The 20,222-nt window shown below is 59.3% G+C and carries 17 protein-coding genes; 5 read left to right on the top strand and 12 right to left on the bottom strand.

Annotation, left to right across the window (positions count from 1 at the left end; all coding sequences use genetic code 11):
- The 8 genes from ACWDUA_RS06720 to ACWDUA_RS06685 all read right to left on the bottom strand — a co-directional run bounded on the left by ACWDUA_RS06720 (position 1) and on the right by ACWDUA_RS06685 (position 9,233).
- Positions 1 to 237 (bottom strand): serine O-acetyltransferase, encoded by a 237-nt coding sequence (locus ACWDUA_RS06720; RefSeq protein WP_449750340.1) that lies wholly within the window; start codon positions 235 to 237, stop codon positions 1 to 3.
- A gap of 308 nt (positions 238 to 545) precedes the next feature.
- Positions 546 to 1,814 carry a polysaccharide pyruvyl transferase family protein gene (locus ACWDUA_RS06715; protein WP_449750229.1) on the bottom strand — a complete coding sequence of 423 codons (1,269 nt, stop codon included), beginning with the start codon at positions 1,812 to 1,814 and terminating at the stop codon, positions 546 to 548.
- Positions 1,804 to 3,309 (bottom strand): oligosaccharide flippase family protein, encoded by a 1,506-nt coding sequence (locus ACWDUA_RS06710; RefSeq protein WP_449750228.1) that lies wholly within the window; start codon positions 3,307 to 3,309, stop codon positions 1,804 to 1,806. The genes ACWDUA_RS06715 and ACWDUA_RS06710 overlap by 11 nt, the downstream gene beginning before the upstream one ends.
- Complete coding sequence (locus tag ACWDUA_RS06705) at positions 3,302 to 4,687, bottom strand: oligosaccharide repeat unit polymerase (RefSeq protein ID WP_449750227.1); 1,386 nt, start codon at positions 4,685 to 4,687, stop codon at positions 3,302 to 3,304. Before ACWDUA_RS06705 ends, ACWDUA_RS06710 begins: the two co-directional genes overlap by 8 nt.
- Positions 4,688 to 4,805: 118 nt before the next feature.
- Positions 4,806 to 5,660, bottom strand: coding sequence for a hypothetical protein (locus tag ACWDUA_RS06700; protein WP_449750226.1), 855 nt, complete (start codon positions 5,658 to 5,660; stop codon positions 4,806 to 4,808).
- 172 nt (positions 5,661 to 5,832) lie between these two features.
- A complete protein-coding gene (locus ACWDUA_RS06695; RefSeq protein WP_449750225.1) occupies positions 5,833 to 6,753 on the bottom strand; it encodes a glycosyltransferase in 921 nt (306 codons plus the stop codon).
- Positions 6,746 to 7,792 carry a glycosyltransferase family 4 protein gene (locus ACWDUA_RS06690; RefSeq protein WP_449750224.1) on the bottom strand — a complete coding sequence of 349 codons (1,047 nt, stop codon included), beginning with the start codon at positions 7,790 to 7,792 and terminating at the stop codon, positions 6,746 to 6,748. The genes ACWDUA_RS06695 and ACWDUA_RS06690 overlap by 8 nt, the downstream gene beginning before the upstream one ends.
- A 58-nt stretch (positions 7,793 to 7,850) precedes the next feature.
- Positions 7,851 to 9,233 carry a sugar transferase gene (locus tag ACWDUA_RS06685; RefSeq protein ID WP_449750339.1) on the bottom strand — a complete coding sequence of 461 codons (1,383 nt, stop codon included), beginning with the start codon at positions 9,231 to 9,233 and terminating at the stop codon, positions 7,851 to 7,853.
- 763 nt (positions 9,234 to 9,996) lie between these two features.
- Between ACWDUA_RS06685 and ACWDUA_RS06680 the strand changes: the two genes are divergently transcribed.
- Both ACWDUA_RS06680 and ACWDUA_RS06675 read left to right on the top strand, forming a co-directional pair.
- Positions 9,997 to 10,137, top strand: a complete 141-nt coding sequence (locus tag ACWDUA_RS06680; protein ID WP_449750223.1) for a hypothetical protein — start codon at positions 9,997 to 9,999, stop codon at positions 10,135 to 10,137.
- Entirely contained in the window at positions 10,138 to 10,593 is a 456-nt protein-coding gene (locus ACWDUA_RS06675; protein WP_449750222.1) for a hypothetical protein, read from the top strand. It begins immediately after the preceding gene.
- Here ACWDUA_RS06675 and rfbA read toward each other — a convergent pair.
- The gene (gene rfbA / locus ACWDUA_RS06670; RefSeq protein WP_449750221.1) at positions 10,571 to 11,437 is read right to left on the bottom strand and encodes a glucose-1-phosphate thymidylyltransferase RfbA; all 867 of its coding nucleotides are present in this window, start codon (positions 11,435 to 11,437) and stop codon (positions 10,571 to 10,573) included. The two genes, ACWDUA_RS06675 and rfbA, sit on opposite strands and share 23 nt — an antisense overlap.
- Positions 11,438 to 11,662: 225 nt before the next feature.
- On the opposite strand from rfbA, the gene ACWDUA_RS06665 reads away from it, so the two are divergent.
- From ACWDUA_RS06665 to ACWDUA_RS06655, 3 genes are all read left to right on the top strand, one after another.
- The gene (locus tag ACWDUA_RS06665; RefSeq protein WP_449750220.1) at positions 11,663 to 13,171 is read left to right on the top strand and encodes an alpha/beta hydrolase-fold protein; all 1,509 of its coding nucleotides are present in this window, start codon (positions 11,663 to 11,665) and stop codon (positions 13,169 to 13,171) included.
- A 108-nt stretch (positions 13,172 to 13,279) separates the two neighbouring features.
- Positions 13,280 to 15,049: a hypothetical protein gene (locus tag ACWDUA_RS06660; RefSeq protein WP_449750219.1), complete on the top strand. Its 1,770-nt coding sequence runs from the start codon at positions 13,280 to 13,282 to the stop codon at positions 15,047 to 15,049.
- A gap of 302 nt (positions 15,050 to 15,351) precedes the next feature.
- Positions 15,352 to 17,160 carry a hypothetical protein gene (locus tag ACWDUA_RS06655; protein ID WP_449750218.1) on the top strand — a complete coding sequence of 603 codons (1,809 nt, stop codon included), beginning with the start codon at positions 15,352 to 15,354 and terminating at the stop codon, positions 17,158 to 17,160.
- Position 17,161: 1 nt separating this feature from the next.
- Here the strand turns inward: ACWDUA_RS06655 and ACWDUA_RS06650 are convergent, their stop codons facing one another.
- The 3 genes from ACWDUA_RS06650 to ACWDUA_RS06640 form a co-directional block, all read right to left on the bottom strand.
- Positions 17,162 to 18,124: a hypothetical protein gene (locus ACWDUA_RS06650; RefSeq protein ID WP_449750217.1), complete on the bottom strand. Its 963-nt coding sequence runs from the start codon at positions 18,122 to 18,124 to the stop codon at positions 17,162 to 17,164.
- Positions 18,125 to 18,135: 11 nt separating this feature from the next.
- Complete coding sequence (locus tag ACWDUA_RS06645; RefSeq protein WP_449750216.1) at positions 18,136 to 19,371, bottom strand: CHAT domain-containing protein; 1,236 nt, start codon at positions 19,369 to 19,371, stop codon at positions 18,136 to 18,138.
- Positions 19,372 to 19,740: 369 nt separating this feature from the next.
- Positions 19,741 to 20,091 carry a hypothetical protein gene (locus tag ACWDUA_RS06640; protein WP_449750215.1) on the bottom strand — a complete coding sequence of 117 codons (351 nt, stop codon included), beginning with the start codon at positions 20,089 to 20,091 and terminating at the stop codon, positions 19,741 to 19,743.
- Positions 20,092 to 20,222 lie beyond the last annotated feature (131 nt).

The raw sequence follows: 20,222 nt of genomic DNA, 5'->3' as shown, positions 1-20,222 counted from the left end.
TCAGGAAACTGACCTTATCGGTCGCGCTGGTACACCAACCACAGTCACCCCAGATTCGACCGACGAAGTCACAACAGCATTCGCTCCTACCACGCAGCGATCCCCGAGCACAACCGGCCCAATAATGCGGGAACCCGCCCCCAAAACCACACCATTCTCGATTTGAGGAGAATTGTCTTCAGTCCCCGGAACCCTGTCGGAACCGACCGTTACCCCTTGCTGAATTCGCAAATTCATACCGGCCACCACATGGGGGCCAACCACAACACCAACGGGGTGGTAGAGCACAAGACCTGGACCGATACTCGCCTGCCAGGCAATATCACATCCTGTGAGTAGTTGATTAACTTGCTTCACAGCGGACGCGACAAAAGAGCTCCGTCTGCCAACAGCCTGAGCCAGGCGGAACAACATTGCAGCGACGAATCGCGCTGTCAATATCGTCTTTACTACACCCTCTGGACTACCAACCTCGCCATCCGATGAATGACTCAGACGGTTCGACTTCAAGTCCATCAAGATCCCAGTGTTCCACGTCAAGACAACTAACCTTTCGCCATCAGTCTGGACATACCATCCCCCAAGCGGATTTTCAGGCTATTGCCCTCATACCCAAACGCCGTCCGCTCACGCAATCTTGACGAAATCAACCTACTCTGTGATTCCGGCCAACTTTCGACAACATCGACCGCAGCCGTCACCGACTTCCTCGCCAGATCTTCCAGAAGCCTACGATGGTCTTCCACCTCATTCGTCCCTGCAATTCTCGAAGCATGCACCGAGGCCTCACTGACTTCATCAAACGGCACATCGAATGGCATCGGGTCGCTCCAAGTACCCGCATATCGCGTCACCTTCGGGACTTTCAGCCCGACACGCGGAACCCCATACGCTGTGGCCACAATATATCCATGTAGAGAGGTACCAATCCACAACGATGCGCCAGCGACTTCGGCCGCCTTTTCGATCGGGCTTTTGGCAGTCGACACACCTATATCAAGAGACGACGCCAATCTTCCGCATTCGTAAATGACCTCCTCGTATAGAAGTCTAGAGTCGTGGGACCTCGCAGACCCAGCCGTGAAAAGCCGTACTGGAAACTTGCCAATGACCTCGCTACTGACAATCACCTCAGCCGCACGACGCGGGCCAAGATCACTGAGGTCCTCTTCACGAATCTGCAGGAGAACATACCGATCCGACTGCGGAGTTACAATATCCAGAAGCGGCAGAGTATGCACAAGGTCCGGAGCTAAAACATGGTTGACGCGATTCAGCCGGAGAAGCCTGCTAGAGGATCGATCACGAACGGATAAGTGATTCGCTTCACGCAATGCTCTAAACGCTTCACGCCGACGTGCGCCAACCAGCTTGCCGACAGAACGAAGCCCCACAGAATTGATCACTGAAGCGGAGCCGAACGTACTAGAGAATGCGGACATCGCAGGCATATACGCCGACGACCATTGCGGCAAAGCCGTACGCCGGCTCAGAAACCTCTCACGGTCAAATGCCGCCATGCGGCCAAACTCGCTGTACTCCAAATCACTACACGACATCTTGTAGCCGTATTCGAGCGAAACTCCTCCAACCTCACCACCAACGACCCAAACAGCCCGAGGAGCCACAGATTCAACAACATGCCGGTAGGTATCGATTTCCATACCAATTAACGACTCAGTGGAAGCATCGAACGGAGCACACGCCCGAAGATCTAGACCCTTCATGTAGGCACGGGTGCATAGAAGGAATAGCAGGTCACCGAAGTTCTCACGCTCGTATGCTCCGACCGTGACAACGCAATCAGAAGTCATTCTTCACAGGCTCCATTCGATCATTATTTCGAGAACCGCGGGAGATCAACAAAGTAATCACAGAAATAGCCACAGTCCGAAACTCGCCGACTAGGGCCACCGACAACAACCCGACTGCGAGTACCGCCGCCAAAGCAACGCAGATACCCAGCGGAGGGCCAAGAGGGACACGTACACAAAGGAGCGAAGCAATGATGCAAGGAACAAAGACGAACAATACTATTCGCAATCCAGAGCGCAGCATTGCAGCACCGGAAGCCCCGACTGCAGAACAACTCCACAACACAGTGATCGGCCAAGTCACGACCCAGCCAACTGCATATACGCAAGTTCCAATGAATGCGCCACCTAGACACACTGCTGCTGCGGTCGCACCGAGAATCACAGGCTGCGTTACCGCTGTGACTCGCAAGCCAGCAGACGGCCTACCGCTCGCTACGGTCATCCAAATTGACACAAGACCCAGAACCCGAAACAATGCGCCCACCGCAATGACCTGGATGAACGCCCCGGCTTGCTGCCATTGCCCACCGAGAACGACACTGACTACTTGCTCGCCACTGCCGACAATCCACGCCAGACCGATCGCTACAGGAATCCCAATTGCGAGTTCAGATTTGCGTGCATACTCGGAAAAACGAAGACGATCGTCGTAGATGCGTGCAAGTACCGGAACGACCACACGTTGAAGCTGATCAACCGCCAGAGTCACCTGCATCATCCCGATCTGGTTGGCACGATCAAATGCCCCCACGGTTGACTGTGGCGCATTTAGACCGACGATTGGAACCAGCGCCCCGCGCGAACCGTCTCGAAGCGCTGCAACACCAAATACCGCAAGACCGTTGCGAATTATGGGCACAACTTCGGTCCTCCAGCCCGACGGGCGCCCCGGCCACCACCGAGCAGCGAAGACCACAAAGACTGTTTGAAAACCAGCTTGCGTAACAACTAGCGCTACAACGGATAGATATCCGACACCAGAACTGGCCATACCAACAGACACGATCACCGCAATAGCCAGCGCAGTCACGTCGCTAACGGATAAGGCAAGAAATCGCAGTGATCGGATGAGCTCGACACGAAACATCCCTTGTAACCCTGAAAGCATCGGCACTAGGGACACAAGACTCAGTGCAAGAAATAGCCTCGCATCTCCGTAGAGTACTGCCAGCGGGTGAGCGGCCAATATGAGCGTTGCGCCGAACGCCACTCCCGATATCACGCAAACTATCGATAGCCAGGATTTTGCTCCTTCGCCAAGAAACTGCGCCTGCACGATCGCCATAGGCAGTCCGAGCAAAGCCATCAAAGCCGCTAGCCCGCTAAGAGAGATTGCAATCGCTGCCGTACCGTAGTCAGCTGGCGATAATAGTCTTGCTAGCACAATCAATGAGACAAACTGCAGGAGCATTGACGCGACCTGTGCCGCAACAGTGACGAACCCGCCGCGTACGCCATCACGCGCCAAAGCGCTAGGCTCGGTGCTACCCATCTCCCACCGGCCTTGCGGAACTACAAGGTAGCGATACGGAACCACCGACCTCTTCGCGAGCCCTATGGGACTTCGTGCCAGTCAAATACCGCGAGATGAACGCACCCACGACAACGAGGAAGATATATCGGAAATCACGGACCATAGCTAGCCCGAAGAATGACATTCCGAGTGTCGAACCCAGAACGCATGCGAGAACAACGGCCTCTGGAAACCGTCGGACCACCACGGCTCGATCAGCCCAGCCAGCCACAAATCCGAGGACTACGCCCCCGACAATTACCCCTATGAATCCTCCGTCATAGTAGAAGTAGATTAAGAACGTGTACACGTTTGAGATACTTCCCATATCAGGCCCGGTCTGGACGTATCCCATTCCAGTCGACGGAACCCTGTCGACTAGTCCAATGCGATCAAGGATTCCTACTAGACCTTGGAAAGTCCAAACGCCATAACCCTTACCCGGGATAGCAGTTCCTATCGATGTTGGCGCGTAGACGGCCCCCGAACCCGTTGCGGCAGCCTGGAGCGTCGGATCGACATGAGCAAGGCCATTCACGCCTGCCATACCGGATGTGAGATAGTCAACGACGCCTGCCTGATAGTCAGAAGCACCCAACCCTGTACTCCGCAGCATTGCTGGGATAGCGGCCACCATCCAAGTCACAGCACCGACTATCAGAACTGCTGAAATCGCCCTGATCGGCCGAATACGTCGAACGCCTTGGCAAGAATAGTAGTGATACGCCCAGGATACTAGAAACAGGCAGGCGCCATACATAAACGATGCACGTTCGAGAATGAGTAGGCTATAGATTCCTAGAAATACCAGCGGAATCGCCGCGCGAATATACTTTCCTACTGCGGCATAGTAGCCGGCGAAAACGAGTGCTAGCGTGCCGAGAAACAGCATATATCCGAAGATAGAAAATACTATTCCGCCAGTAGAAAGTCCAGATGACGTCGCGTCCAGCCGCTCGCTTAGGTACGCGCGTCTAAACTGCTGCCCGTATCCGCCGTTGTAAATTGCGCCAAATCCGCCCATTGAACGTATAACTGGAAGGATCGCGTATACCTGAATTAGATAGTATCCTAGAAGTGCGACACACAGCATCGCATACGCTTTATCTAGCTTTGTTTCATCGTACTTGATACCGCCACGCGAAGGGAAAAGCCGACTTCCGCTCCTCTCGATCTTGCCAGACAATAGTCCGCTGATAGAGATTCCCAGGACCACTGACAGGACAGCTCCGGCGATTAGTAGAAATGGTAGACCTTCGAGCGGATACACTGAGCCTGCAGACAGGCCGTATACCAATACAACAATTGCCCACGAGCCACACAGAAACACGACCGGCTGCGCAAGGCGGTTGTTCACTCGCACGAATATTGCTGAGACAGCTAGGAAGGCCGCTAATAGTAGCCACGTATAGAGATTCAAAATAGCTCCCAATCAGTGCAAACTCGAAGTCTGTGTCCCTCCAATTGATCTACATTCATACCAGGTCGAGCATGTCGTCCCCATAGTCTGCTGGGTTAAAGATCTGCAGTCCAAGCATCGATCCGTCCCGACGAGGCAGTTCTGCTTGGAACCCATCTCGGCATGCAACGAAGAATGTATAAGCCGACTTGAGGCGAAATGCACCGATCGCTCCTACGAGGATCGCGGTCGAGTACACCCACAGATTGAATGCGAATCGCGCTTTCGCAGGTAGCGAATCCTCTGCGCGAGTCCAATCGAAGTAGATGCGATTTCTGACTGAGTAGTACTGTCGCTCATGGTCGCGCGCCTTTACCATACCGACTAGTGGTAGCTTTGTATTTCCTTCAGTCTGACTGCTCCATTTCGAATCAGCATCGACAATAGTCAGTTGGCTAGCGCTAGCGGTCGATATTTTCAGACCAGCGCGTGTGAGCCTATACGTGAAATCTGTGTCGTCCTCGTAGAGGAGTAGTTCGGGCCGAGGCAGGATTCCTGAATTCTTGAGGAATGTCCCGCTAATAATGAGGCCACCATACGGAGCATAGGCGACCATATCCCCAGTCTCCGGAGTCGGCCGGCGGTAGATCTTTCGTGCAAACCGATCAAACACGTCTATGTACATCACGGATCCGATTCGCGCATTTAGATCGGACGTAGGCATCTCTCTGTGCAGTAGACATGCCGAATCGTCAAGGCTCAGGAGTTCCCCAACCGCATCAAATCGTCCGGCAACTATATGGTTGTCATCATCCAGCAGAACAAGTAGTTCGCTATCGCACTTCGACGATTCTAGCGCACGTCGGATTCCGATGTAGTAGCCGCCTGCAGAACCATAGTTCGAGTTGCACACTACGGTTTCTACCGTCATGTGCTCGTTCCGAGACCAGTCCTGAAAGTTGACTCGGTCGCTGAGGCTAACTCCATTCATTACCACTACAGCCCGGTCGGCGCCTGCATCCAGTGCACGCTTCACTGTTTCTTTGAGGAGCGGTACACGAGCTCCATAGGTTACTGTCACCAGGCAGTATTTCTGGCCAGCTCTAGTCACGAGAGGTTCCCGCTTGCGCCGACTTGACTACATCGATAGTTGTCGCCACGATTTGGTCTACATACGCCTGCGTACTCCTGAGTTCCTCGGGTTCGATCTGGGTATATTTTTTCGTGAATATTGCGGGGCCGCCACCGAGTCGCATTCCGGTTTTAAAGATTGTCTCTCTCATTCGACTACGAACCATGACAGACGATTTCCTAACACCAGGAAATTCCCCCGATTCAATCGCCGCCTTGAGAATAGTTCGATCGTCGCGGAATGTCTCCACTGACTTGCTGATATCAATGTTCCGCGGCACGCGATATGCTACGGTCCGAATACCCAGTTTTCCGAACGTACTTGTGCGGCACGTTCGGAGCCACAGCTCTTTATCTTCGGTCCTGCGCAGCGATTCATCATAGGGATTAGCGCGCATCCATTCGCTACGAGCAATTACCGTTGGATGGCTTAGAGCGTTGCTGCGGAGGAATCCGACTGGCTCCGCGGGAAGTGGAGGCTCCGAGAACTCCCCGAGTATCTCCGAATGCTCGTCCATCAAACATGCTAGTGTTCCAGATACGTCGATTTCTGGCCGCCGCTCCATGTAGTTGAGCTGGATTGATATCCGATCATCGAGCATGATGTCATCAGAATCAAATCTGACTATATAGGGAGCCTGCGATTCACTGGTAATTGCATTGAGAGTGCTTGCTAATCCTCTAGAAGCTGGCGACTCGATTGCTGTTATCTGTCCGGGCATCAATCCACGCCTGCGAACATAGTCAAGAAGGGGTTCGACCGAAGCTCCATCGCCAGCAAGTACGAGTTGACAGTCGGATATTGCTGGCTGAACAAGTATGCTTTCGAGCGCGACAAAAAGTTCGTTCGTGATCTTATGGAAAGGGAGACCGATAGAGGCAATCTTAGGCATTATTCCCACTCTTCGATTTCTGATACAACGCGTCAAGTTCCGACTGGAGAGTATCGATATCCTGCTGGCGCTTTGAATCTGAAGCACTGACCATATTTCGCCTGTATTCTGCGTCAGTGAAGTATCGTTCGATGATCGACGCAGCCTCGTCCACAGACGTGAAACCGAGGTGCCCGAGCTGTGCTGTTGTAGGCGTCTTCCGTACGAGCGCTGGAACACCCGCCGACAGCGCCTCCAAAGGTGTTACTGGATCGCCCTCCCATGCAGCGGTGTGCACATACAGTGCGGCGGTGCTCATTAGGTTCCGGGCGTGATCATTGGGTATCCATCCGGTGACCTCTACGCCGTGTGTTTCGAGCCGCCTCTTAGTGTGAGGATTTCCGTCGCCGATCCATATCCAGCGAATTGGCTCCGCCTTGACTTCCTGGATGATTCGTATAAAGAACTCGGGATCCTTCTGCAACTCAATGCGCCCTGCGGTAACCACCGAGGATCCCGTTAGTCGGGATTCGATACTCGGCCTATCGACAGTTCTCTGTATTGCATTCGGGATGTGATAGGTCATTGCCTTGGGCATTAACTGCCTTGCTCGGTGGCACTCATACGCAGACACCCCTGCGAACACCTGGGCTGTGGAACGCATCATTGCCCACTCCACTGCCTTGTACGCTTGGCGTTCGAGCCATCTCTTGTCTCTTCGCTCGAATGCGAAACAATGAGGGGTGTAGACAATTCTGGCAGGTGAGCCACGGAGGAACGGGCGTGCCAATCCCGCGTAACTCGAATGTAAGTGAATTACATCAGGATTCATGGCTTGAGCGATACGGCTTGCTCGCGCGAGAAACGCAACCAGTGGAACTTCGAGCTCATGTCGCTGGCAGTCCAACAGCCGCCCTGATGGTGCGGTATCGTGTCCTACGCGTGTCCTAGTGATGAGGCGGTGTTCGACTTCCGGCGAAAGATCTACATAGCGTTTAATTGCAGACTGAATTCCACCACCATAAGCCTCAACGATATGCACGACAACGATCTTGTTCACGCCACCGAATCCTGATTCTGAGCCGCTTCGTCCTGCAATTGATACGTCGATCTTTGCATTAGTACGCTCCTTCTTTCGCTACCACCGCACGGGCGGTTCGCCACAGGATCACTACGTCTTGCATGATCGACCAGTTCTCTACGTAGGAGAGGTCGAGCCGCACCGATTCTTCCCATGAGAGGTCCGATCGCCCAGACACCTGCCACAATCCGGTAATTCCGGGTTTAACCAGCATTCGCCGTGCGACTCGACCGTCGTACTTCTCTACCTCATCTGGCAGCGGGGGGCGGGGACCCACCAAGCTCATCGATCCGCCAAGCACGTTAATCAACTGAGGAAGCTCATCCAGGCTGTACCTGCGGATGAACTTCCCGACTTTGGTGACACGTGGATCGTCCCGCATCTTGAACAGGACACCTGCGCCCTCATCCAGATGTGTGAGGTTGTGTTTGAGCTGATCCGCGTCCTGAACCATCGAGCGGAACTTCCACATCTTGAACGGTTGGTTGTTGAGGCCTACGCGAGTCGCGCGATAGAACACTGGGCCGCGTGAATCCAGCTTTACCGCGATTGCTAGCGCGATCAAGACAGGTGAGATGCAGAGCAAGCCCAGAATGGCACCAGCCCTATCAACAGCCGCCTTTCTGAACCGATTGGCACCCTCGTATCGTGGTTTGTCGATGTGCAGCAAGGGAAGTCCTGCGACAGGTCGGACCAGCATCCGTGGGCCGGCAACATCGGTGACCCCCGGCGAAACCATCATCTCCACGGACATTCCTTCGAGATCCCACATAAGATCCTGCATTGCCTGATGTCCGAGAGCCTCCGTGCAGGTGATCGCCACTGTCGTTGCGCCCGTGTGAGCGACAGCATCTCGGACGTCATCGAAGTCACCGAACACGGGAACCATCGTGTCGCCGACACGCATCTCCTCGGGTGTTCCCTTCCAGCTCGGCGGTAGGCAGACACCGACGACCCGGTATCCGAGTCCAGGGTTTGCCAGGAACCGCTTGACGAGCGGCGCCGATTGATCGACGGCGCCGACCACGAGCAGACGTTCGAGATTCCGCTCGTTCACGCGTAGTCGAGTCAGACGCTGACGCCAGCCCCATCGGGACAACACCAGCCCAACAGTCCCTATCGGTAGTGCGATCAAGAGGAAGCCACGTGCAATGTTGAGCCGGAAGAGAAGATCACCCATCGCCAGGACTCCGAAGACCGCCAAGCACGCGGTGATCACACGGCTGTACTCTTCCGGACCGGATCCGATCACCCGCCGGTCATATGTCTGGAATGCTCGCAGGGCGAGCAGCCATGCGGCTATCAGCGCCGCCGAGACGAGCACCGCCGGCACACCGATCGCACCGTTCGGCTCGAGCGGCGAGCCCGCGCCGAACCGGACGGTCTGCGCGACGGCCACAACGACCACCACGACGCACATGTCCGTCCAAGCCAGAGACCGCAGGTACCCACCTACCCATGTTCGGCCGCGTGGGTGGGGAGCCCCGTCCACACATGTCGCGCGGAGGTCCTCGCTGAAGTCGATATCCCGGTCTGCGGTCACCACTGCCCCCTGACAGTCTGAATCGGTCGATCACCAAGCGACATCGGTGCGGCACCTTTCAGTTCGTTGAGGTCGTGTGAACCGAGGGTTCGTCGACCTGTTGCCCGCAGGCTGGTTGATCGTTCGGAATACGGAGTGAGTCGGGCGACTCGCACGTGTACGAAAAAGATAAGCCCCAGCGCGTAAACAGGCAATCCAGAGTCTTCGAATCAAATGATTCAGATGACAGCGTGTTTCGCCTGATCAGATCGTGGCCTGGACCACTACTGTAGGTGACTATTGTTGTCCAACTTTGCATTTGGTGCGACAACCCCCCTCACCCAGCCCCTCCGTTCCGCAGCCCCGGAAGCCCTGGCCTGTCGCAAGAATGGTGAACATTTGGTAAATCCTGACCGGTTCAGATTGGGGATTCGTCCGTCCGGAGGACAGTCCAGATGGTTCACGATAGTTATCGTTGTGGATCGATACACAATCGCCGGGAACGTTTCGGGAAAAACGTGATCTGCGTCACCGTACGGACCGGATCGATTGATTCAAAAATCACGCAAGAATTCTGTCGAATTTGATTCACTGTTCGTGCAACCCTAGGCACACCGGCGACGCTCGCCTACGTTCAGACTCAGGGAATGGTGGCACGTCTGTGTCAAGACCCCCGCTCGCGCGACGTGCGCGGATCATCGCCGCAGCCATTGGCCACCTCGAGACCGGCGGCGTCACAGCACTCAATATGCGGGCACTCGCCGCCGACCTCCACGTGCAGGCAATGACCCTGTACTACTAGGTGCCCAACAAGGCATTGCTCCTGGCACTGATCGTCGCCGACGCGGCCAGCCATATCCGCTGGTCTTACGACCACAAGTCGCCGCGAAACCAACTCGTCGAAAACGCCTCAGAGGTGTACCGGACGTATGCAGCAATCACCCGGATGCCCGACGTTCTCGGCGCGGGTACGCAGGCGGGTGCGCGCTCCTGCGTCGTGGCGGAGCCACTTCTGACGACCGCAACTGCGATGGTGTTCTCGGAAGAGCGGGCCTCTGGGCTTTGGCGGGCGTGCTGGTTCCTGATCTCGTCACAGCTGCAAGTGCGAGATGACATCGACGTTGGCACTCGCAGCCCTGGTTCCACCACACCGGAAGATGCGGATCTCACCGTCTACGTCACAGCGCTCATCGACGGCATGTTCTCAGCCACTCCCGATGTGAAAGCTCCGACCGTCAGCGGTGTTCGAGCAGGCTGAGGAGGTAGGTGCCGTAACCGGACTTTGTGAGCTTCGCCGCTCGCGCAGCGAGCTCGTCATCGCTGATGAACCCACGACGCCATGCCACTTCCTCGGGCACGGCGATCTTGAGACCCTGCCGCTGCTCAACCGTGCGGACGAAGTTGCCCGCATCGAGCAGTGAATCGAAGGTGCCGGTGTCCAGCCACGCGGTGCCGCGCGGCAGGACTCGTACCGATAGCTTGCCGCGTTCGAGGTAGTGTGCGTTCACGTCGGTGATCTCGTACTCCCCGCGAGCACTCGGCTTGAGGTTCCGGGCGATCTCGATGACATCGTTGTCGTAGAAGTAGAGACCGGGTACTGCGTAGTTGGACTTCGGCTCGACTGGTTTCTCCTCGAGCGAGACGGCAGTGCCGTTCTCATCGAACTCGACCACGCCGTAAGCCTCGGGATTGGCCACCCAGTACGCGAAGACCGCGCCACCATCGAGGCCGTCGAATCCTTCAAGCTGCGTACCCAGGCCGGGTCCATAGAAGATGTTGTCGCCCAAGACAAGTGACACGGAGTCGTTCCCGATGTGGTCAGCCCCCAGGACGAATGCCTGAGCCAGGCCATCCGGCGATTGCTGCTGTACGTAGCTGATGTTCACGCCGAACTGGTCGCCGTTGCCGAGGAGCCCCTCGAAGGCCACCGCATCGTTCGGAGTTGTGATGACCAGTATGTCCCGGATGCCGGCGAGCATCAGCATGGAGAGCGGGTAGTAGATCATCGGCTTGTCGTAGACGGGCACCAACTGCTTGCTGACGCCCTGGGTGATGGGATGGAGCCGTGAGCCGGTTCCGCCGGCAAGGATGATTCCGCGCATGCGTCAGAGAGTAAGGGTTTTGTTCGCGAAACGCATTTTTTGAAATGTCCATTTTCTCAACCCGGATGCTTAACTCCCCGCATTTCGCTCTTCGAATGAATGAATACTTTTGCCGCTCGCACACGGCACGGTTAGGATTTGTGCTCGGCATCACGCCAGACATCCCGCATCTGATCTGCCACTGGTGCCAACTCAAATCTCCCATCCAGACAAGGTGATCTACGCATGGCGAAACTTGCATGTCGGCCTCCTCGCCCCAACTCCGGCCGCGCAAGCCGTCGACTCACGCTGGCAACAGCGGCGATCGCGACCGCCATCGGACTAGCCAGCGGGATCAGCCCAGCTTTCGCCGTCGACCCCACAATCGCGCGAACCTCGGCCGGATGCTCGTTCGCGTCCACATCCGACCGCACCAACGACGTGCAGACCTGCAAGGTCTGGTCCGAGTCGATGCAGACCTATGTGACCGTCAAGGTCCGCCCGTCCGATCAACTCGCCGGCGAACAGGAACAAGCGGTCTACTTCCTCGGCGGGATCAACGATCCGAGCGGCAGTGCCGGAAGTTCGCTATACAGCACGCAATACAACTTGGTGATGATCAACGGGTCGACGAGTACCTGGTCCTCCAATTGGCAGTCACCCCCACTCGACTCCGACGGAAACCCTCTCACCACCTCCAGCGGGGATACCTACGACCCGCAGTGGGAAACCTTCATCGGCGAAGAACTCCCCGCCTACCTGAACGAGAACTTCGCGATCGACCAGACCGGCAACGCGATCGTCGGCCTGTCCATCTCCGGCGGACAAGCCGTTAACCTCGCCCTGAAGTACCCCGATATATTCAAGGTCGCATTGTCGACGTCGGGCTACTATCAGACAGACAATCCGATCGGATGGATTCTCATCCCGTTCATCTTGTCGTCCCGTCAGGGCATTTCGAACGGTCTGGACGGAATGTGGGGTAACCCGTTCAGCGCCGGCAACTCCTGGGCGGCCAACGATGTCTTCGGCCGGATCTGGCAGACCAAGCCGAACGGACAGACCATCATCGTCTCCACCGGCAACGGGCTGATCGCCTCGCAAGCCGAGTGGGATGAGCTCATGGCCCTCGGCGGGATCGGCGAGGCGGTGATGGGCAGCGTCCTTGAGTTCGTGTCCTTCGTGTCCGCGGTCATCTTGAACGCTCAGGCCGCGATCCTCGGTCTGCCGGTCGACTTCATCTACACCAACGGAGCGCACACCTGGCAGCGTTGGGGACGAACCGATGAAGAAGAAGCACAGAAGGTTCAGGACGCACTAAAGAAGTACCAAGTGCCGACGACCACCACCACGAGCGCCGACTCAGCCAGTGCAGCTTCACTCGTCGCCAATGACCTCACTGTTCTCCGCTCTCTCACCGAGGTTCCTACAGCTGACGATACGACGGCACCGGACGAGCCTGACACAATCGCGGCCACGGCCGATTCACCTACTTCGGATGAAGCACTGGCTCCAGAGCCGGACGCGCTACCGGAGTCAGGTACCGCTGGCGGGACATCCGAGGTCCCTGCCTCCGCCACCTCCGAGGTCGACGCCTCCGTCACCTCCGATAGCCCTGTCACACCAGACGTGCCGGCTACCCAGGATGCGCCAGAACCCAGTGCAGGATCGCTTGCCCCGGTGGTCGGCCCAGACGCGAACCCCGCTCCCCCGGAGCCCGTGGATGAAGCTGCGTCGGACAGCGACGCTCCGTAGCCCACAGCGTTCCGCTGAACACAAACGCATCCGATCACGTCGTGCATTTCCCAGACGTGGCGCCAGTTCCTGTCACCCAGTTGCTTCCAGAACCACTACTGTCAACACGTGGGCGGCGTGATCAAGCGAGTGCGAGTGGAATGGCTCGTCTGGACCGCTTGCCGCCATTGGCCCACATTCATCGAGACGTCCGAGGATGCAGCACGGTTGCGCCATACGGCCCGGATCCTCGCGGGCGCGAATTTGGTACTCAATGATCGAGACAAGCACAAGGTCGCGGTGCTGTCCCATCTTGGCGGCGCGCTCGAGGAGCTCTCGCCGCTCGAGCCGTCGCGACCCCACCTGCTGGTGGCGATTCGACTGCATACCAGGGCGCTGACGCTCGCCCCCGAAGGCAGCGCAGACCGGGCCACGTGTGCGTCCAATCTGCTCACCGCGCTGCTCAGGCTGCACGAAACGACCGGGTCGTCGCAGGTTCTGCAGGAGGCAACAATCGTCGCCAAAGAGGTCCAAGGGGAGATGGACGGACGCACCAAGGATGAGCGTGACCTCCCCGGGCTCGCGGCGTTGACATCCTTGGCCCTGCATCGACGGCACCGGCAGGACCCCACCGAACTCCGATCTCTGGTGCACGACTACCGCACTACCCTCGGTGCAGATCGCTCCTCCGGGGATATCGTGAGTTCCCGCCATCACGCCAACCTGGGTTCGGCCTACCTTCAACTCCACCGCCTGTCCGGCGATACGCAGGACGTGGACGACGCCATCGCCGAGTTCCGCACTGCGCGAAGCATTGCCGAGCGTCTTGGGACTGGCGTGGGCGAGGCACAGAGTGCACTCGCGTCGGGATTGGCGGTGCGCTACGACCTCGCCGGAGAGTCTCTGGACGACATCGTGGAAAGCGTTGAGCTCCATGAGAAATCGTTCACCGATCCCACGTTCGACCGCCACGAACTCAACCGACGCCGCAATGCGTTCGCGATTGCCCTGGTCCGCCTGTCACGACGCACCCGGCGTCGAGCAGACCTCGACCGAGCCGTGGACCTCTTCGAACAGATCCCCGATCCGGACCCTGACGTCACGGTGAACCTCGCCCACGCACTGCTCGAACGCGCCGATCGTTTCGAGACCGACGACGCCACGCAGGCCGCGACCATCTTCGACGAGATGATCGAAACCTCCGCACGAGAAGATGATCCGCTCACTCACGCCTTCACTGTGGCCGCGCTTGCGACCGCACTGTTCGAGACCGCAACCACCGAGGCAGACATCTACGGTGCCGCCGCCCGAACCCGTTCGGCGATAGCCTTGATCGGCACCGACCACCCCGACCGTGCCCGTATGTTCTACGAGCTCGGCTGTGGACTGTTTGACGACGATGCGCCCCCGTCGCGGAGACTACTTGCACGCAAGGCCTTTCAGACTGCGATGCAAGAGGGTGTCGGTCCTGACTTCTGGCGCATCAACACAGCAGCCATGGCCGCGCATGCCTCGGCCTCACTCGGCGACTGGAACACCGCTGCAGCCGACTATCACCAGGCACTCACGCTCACCGTCGCTTCGACACGTCCCTGGCGTCCTCCTCGCGACAACCACTCGTCGATCTCGGAAGCCGACACGCTCTTGGAAGATGCCGCTGCGGCAGCTTTGAACGCCAGTGATCCTCGCGGCGCGCTCGCGGCAATCGAGCACGCACGAATTATCGTGCTCGACAACGCAACCGGACTCGGAAGAACGGACGCTCTGCGCCATGCCGCACCCGACCATTGGGCCCGGGCCGAGCAACTACGCCAGATGCTCACGGCTCTCGATTGGACCGCCACCGACGATGCTGTTCTCCACAGACTGGTGCGGACCCACCGGCGAGGCGGCCGATGACAGCGTCCCGGTATGACCCGATTCTCCGCGACATCGCGGCTGCGGTGAGCGCCTCGGCCGATGAGCACGACGATGCCGTCCTCGATCCCAACCTTCTCGCCAGATCATCCCGATTACATGTGGACACACCATCGTTGACACCGCATGAGCGGGCGTTATTGGGTAGCTACCACCTCCTGCGGTACATGCGCCTCCCGGAAGGACCAGACGAAGCCGCCCTCACTACGTGCAGTGAGTGGTACCAGAGCGTGCTGCCCGACCATCCCGAACTCGTTCCCCCACAGTTCCTTCAACCAGAGGAGGTGGATCCGAACACCGATATCGATCGGCTTTCTGCCCGCACCAAGAACACCGAGGGAGTCGAGTTCGCATCGGCGGCCGGCACCCTGTGCGGGATGCTCGACGACCGATTCGAGGTGTCACAGGATGTCCGCGATCTTCACCTCGCGATCCACCACGGAACCGCCGCCTACCTCACACCGGCTCTGCCGGCCCGGATGCTTGCGCCGGTAGCCGCCAATCTTGCCATCGCTCACCTACATCTCGCCGAGCACACCGGCAGTGACGATCATCTCGACCGTGCGGTCACGCTCTTGCGCGAGGCAGCCGACCTCGCACCCACTGCAGATCATCACGGCAATCTCGCCTCGGCGCTGTACACCCGATTCGAAAACCACGAGCAGCCCGCCGATCTTGAGGCAGCACTGGAATACTCAGCCAAGGCGGTCACCCCACCTGCTCATGCACAGGCCGGCTGGTTGTCGCTGCGCGGCGCCATCCTGTGCACCGCCTATCTCCGCAGCCGCGTGCCGCGCCCCGAGCTTCTCACCGAAGCCGAGGCCACTGGCCGACGTGCGGTGGTTGCCACGGCCCTCGACAGCCCGCACTACGCCGGTCGTGCAACCAACCTCGCGATCACCCTGGCCACACGGTTCAGCTCGGTCGGCTCCGTCGAGCTCCTTGCCGAAGCAGAACAACTCGCCCGCGACGCAGTCGACGACACTCCGGCCCGACTCGCCAACCTGGCATCGATCCTGCGAGAGCATGGCGTGGCTCTCGGTGACCAGGTTCGGATCGAGGAGGCGTTTCGGATCGCGCTGCGCGCTGCAACGGCGGTCCCGATCGATCATCTCGACCGTCCTGATCTGCTGAGCGAGGCCGCCAACAGCGCCATGACCTGGTTCGACTGGTCGGGTGACCTGCCCGCCCTGACGACCGGCGTGACGCTCGGGCGATGGGCATGCGACGCCCTCGACGATTCCACACCGCATCGGTATGGGTCGGCACTGACCAATCACGCCATGCACCTGCTCACCTATGCCGAGGCCACCGACGATGCCGGGCAGTTGTCAGAAGCCTTGCGCTACGCCGAACTCGCGTGCCGGCACCTGCCGGACGATCCCAACGTGTTGTCGAATGTGGCGCTGCTGTCGCGATTGCGCGCAGACGTGGCCTCCGATCCCGAGCGGCGGTCGGCAAGCGTCGGATACGCCGAGCGTGCGCTGGCGGCTGCCCACAGATCGCACATCGACGAGGCACAGTTCCTCGCCAACCTCGCCCAGTGCCTGTGGACGGATACGCACGGCGAGCAGGCCCGCAACATCGCCGAGAAGGCGGTGGTGGCGACCGATCCCGGTCGTTCCGAGTATCAGGCGTTCGTGGCCATCCTTGCCCGGATCGCCGATAGCGAAGGCGATGATGCCGGAACCCGATGGCAGACGGTGGCGGATGCGGAGTCGACCCCCATCCCGTTGCGCGCCGAGGCTCGACTACAGGTCGCTGTCCACGCGGCACAGCGCGCCGACTGGAACACATCGATGGCGGCATACTCGGCAGCGATAGCTGACACTGCCGAGCTCGCCTGGCACGGGATCGATCCGCTGAGTCGACTCCTCCGACTCACTGACCACGCCGACACCGCCGCCGACGGCGCGGCCGTGGCGCTCCACCACGACGACGCTCAGGCGGCGCTCGTGATGCTCGAGCGCGGCAGATCATTGGTGCTCGGGTCCCATCTCGACACGCGAGGCGACGTGCATCGGCTGCGTCGGTCGCATCCAGGAATGGCGAGACGGCTGGCATCGCTGGCCGCCGCACGCCGGGATCTGTGAGCTATCCGGTTGCCGGGCACTCGCCCAGGACCTGGATCTGTTTGGCGCCGTCGAGATTCACGGTCACCGTGGTGCCACCGGCGTCGAGAGCCACCGTTCCGTCGTGGGTGGCCTGGACCTCACCACACCACGCAACACCGGTTCGATCCACGATCCGCAGGACCGGTTCCGACGGCGCGGGCCCGTACCAGGTGACACCCACCGCCGCGACCAGCATCGTCACACCGACACCGGCGGCAAACAATCCCCAACGCAGCCACCCAAGGCGCCCCACGGCTTCGGTGTGATCAGAGAGTGCGACGGCGTTCTGTCCGGGCGGCGAATCCTGCGGCGTGGATACTGGTTTGAGCGCACCGTAGGCGGACCGGAAGAGAAAGCCGACCGATACCACTCCGGCCACCAAAGCAGCCGCGAGTAGGACCCCGACCGCAATCGAGGCGACGCGTGTCAGATCGCTGATGTCCGACGGTCCGGTGACGAGTCCGAAGCCGAGTAGCGCGATGACCGCCGCCCCGATGCCCTTGGACCACGACGACGCCGCCGACCGCACCGCGGCGAGCTCACCCTCGCCGGCGCTTCGCAACGCGTGCGCATCCGCACGTACTGCGTCGGCGTCCGGATCAGCGATGCTGACACTGTGGAAGGCAACGCCGGTTTCGGAGATCTCGTACCGGAGTGACCACCATGCTCCACAACCGAACTCTCCCTCTGGGTGTCCGGGATGGTCGATCCTACAGTCGCAGGCCATCGCGACCCCCCTGTCTGCCGTGCCACCACCGGGGGCCACGTTGCGGTAGACCGTGTCGGTGAGAAGTGTCTGCATCTGATGGCAGCAGCGGGGACAGCTGCCCGTCGCGGTGACGCCGTCCGCGTTCGGATTCGTGATGCCCGTGAAGTTCCGGGCTGCGGTCACCGACCATCCGCGAGGATCCCCGCCGGTCTGGATGTACTCGAGTTCGGTCATCGTCTGCTCCCCTACGGGCCGAGGTGGATCAACGACGCCCAAGTGTAGGGGTCGTCGGGTTTGGCAGATCGCAAGGCGCGCACGATCCTGCTGACTGCCGCGCCGGTGTGCGCGGTGACGAGGCCATCCGCAGTGACAAGGTCTCGGTAGAGATCCGCGAAGACGGTGCGGGCCACGTCATCGCGCAGTTCCCACAATGCACCCACCACGTGCCGGAATCCGCTGTAGTGCAGCGCAGTTGCCAACGTGATCGACTCGTTGAAGAGTTCTGATCCACCGGCTGCGGTGTCGCAGGCCGCCAGACCGGCAAGTTCGCGGCTTGCGACCGTCCGTGCGAGTTCGAACACCCGCAGCATGCCGTCCTTCAGGATGAACCCACCGTCACCAGGGGCGGACAGATTGTGGATCGCATGGCAGTCGAAGTGGACGCTGGTGCACTCGGCGAGAACACGATGCGCCTCGGCGACGGTGGCAGACCCTGACGATACGAGCAGCTCCGGGCCCACGAGCTCACGGAGGGGACCAGCAACGCCGAGGAGGTGATCGGTGTCCCCCAGAGTCGAGATGATCCCGAACCGCGATCCCGTCGGGTTGCCGGTTGGCTGTGCGCCACGTGAGGCGATCAGTGACCGAAGGCTCGGCGCATACGACGAGACAACCCGATCGACGAGCCATCCCGATGACGGCGATCCGGCGGCGTGAATCGGGAGCACCGCGAGCGGTCCTGTGGGGCTCCACCACACACGCGATGTCCTGTCGACCAGGTACTTCCCCAGAGGCTCGACGAGCACGTCCCACAGCCACGAAAGCGTGTCCGCGAGGTCCTCGTTCAGATTGATTCGAGCCTGGTACTGCGCCTCCGTCGCGTCGCGGACGCCACGCGCAGCAGCGGGTGAGCGCGATGTGTTGAATTCCCTTCGCGCAGAATCAATGCCATTCAGCGTCGCGGTATGCCATACAAGATTCTCGAGATGGCGGGCAGTGCGCCGCTGCACATCCTCGAGAGTCATGTCGGCAAGTGGTACGACGTCGATGGCGCCGTCGGCGACCACCAACGCGTCACATCGCCATCGACTCACGTTCACGACGATCACCGGCCCGTTGTCACCCGCAGTCAGCAGATCGTCAACATCAGGCGGTTCGAAGAACGTCTCGAACCCGTCGAGCGACCGGATCTCGTCGACCAGCTCATCCCACTGCCGAGCGAGCACCCGGCGACGATCGGAGTACGGCTCGTCGGTGGTCATCGGATGAGACTAAGTGATCCTGAGGTGGAGGGGATATGGCTTCTGATGATCACACCAAGACACACTGGATGTCCCTTGACCGTACGACAACTACCCAGATTCGACTACACCATCCAGATGACATTGTCCCCCAGAGTGTTTCAATATGCTAACAATCCGGTATCGCTGACCATCGGCAGTCGCGTGATCACCGACGTGGAGGGCCGCCAGGTCGACCTTCCAGACCACTGACGAGGCTCATCGAAAGTGCTCAGTGATGCTCATCGAATCTGCTCACTTGTGAGCGGCTACGTGGCTGGCGACCGCCGCCCATATCTCCGCCAACCCGAACTATCTCGACTGCATCGGGTGATTAAGCAGCCGTTTGCGTCAGCCCCAGTCGCTGGTCTCGCCTTCTGCTCCCTCTTCGTAGACGAGTTGCTTCCCGACGCCGCCGCCACTCGTCGGGTGCGCGTGTGAGAACTCGAACACGACAAGAGCATCATCCGACTTCCGGCGCCCCATGCGGCATTTCAGTGCACCGGGATCCACCTCGGTGGTCGGGTCCGCCCCGTCGTCGTCCCAGGTGTCGGCTGCGACGGTCGAGGTGGACTGCGTCGTCACGGTGAGGTCACCCTTGACCAGCCAGCGCTCGGTCGGACGATTCTCATCCCACGCCCGCGCCATCATGTTGCTGAAATCTGTGGAGACGAACGGTCTCCCGAATGCGAGCACGTCCATGTTTGCTTTCACCGTCTCGATACACTTGGCGACGAGTCGTTCCTCCACCGTCGCAGGCCCAGACCCGCAAGCAGCAACCAGACCGCACACCAGGGTTGCCATGCCAGTCGCCTGCCACCGAGACTTCCATT

The sequence above is a fragment of the Gordonia sp. NPDC003376 genome (genome assembly GCF_053589235.1).
Note: the sequence above shows the minus strand (reverse complement) of the source record. Positions and strands in the feature narration are given on the sequence as shown.

Bases quoted from the DNA above. Each gene is read 5' to 3' on its own strand.
- ACWDUA_RS06695 (WP_449750225.1), bottom strand. From the start codon at position 6,753: ATGCCTAAGATTGCCTCTATCGGTCTCCCTTTCCATAAGATCACGAAC.
- ACWDUA_RS06720 (WP_449750340.1), bottom strand. From the start codon at position 237: ATGAATTTGCGAATTCAGCAAGGGGTAACGGTCGGTTCCGACAGGGTT.
- ACWDUA_RS06650 (WP_449750217.1), bottom strand. From the start codon at position 18,124: ATGACCGAACTCGAGTACATCCAGACCGGCGGGGATCCTCGCGGATGG.
- ACWDUA_RS06645 (WP_449750216.1), bottom strand. From the start codon at position 19,371: ATGACCACCGACGAGCCGTACTCCGATCGTCGCCGGGTGCTCGCTCGG.
- ACWDUA_RS06710 (WP_449750228.1), bottom strand. From the start codon at position 3,309: ATGGGTAGCACCGAGCCTAGCGCTTTGGCGCGTGATGGCGTACGCGGC.
- ACWDUA_RS06715 (WP_449750229.1), bottom strand. From the start codon at position 1,814: ATGACTTCTGATTGCGTTGTCACGGTCGGAGCATACGAGCGTGAGAAC.
- ACWDUA_RS06665 (WP_449750220.1), top strand. From the start codon at position 11,663: ATGGCGAAACTTGCATGTCGGCCTCCTCGCCCCAACTCCGGCCGCGCA.
- ACWDUA_RS06700 (WP_449750226.1), bottom strand. From the start codon at position 5,660: ATGACGGTAGAAACCGTAGTGTGCAACTCGAACTATGGTTCTGCAGGC.
- ACWDUA_RS06640 (WP_449750215.1), bottom strand. From the start codon at position 20,091: ATGGACGTGCTCGCATTCGGGAGACCGTTCGTCTCCACAGATTTCAGC.
- ACWDUA_RS06685 (WP_449750339.1), bottom strand. From the start codon at position 9,233: ATGTGCGTCGTGGTGGTCGTTGTGGCCGTCGCGCAGACCGTCCGGTTC.
- rfbA (WP_449750221.1), bottom strand. From the start codon at position 11,437: ATGCGCGGAATCATCCTTGCCGGCGGAACCGGCTCACGGCTCCATCCC.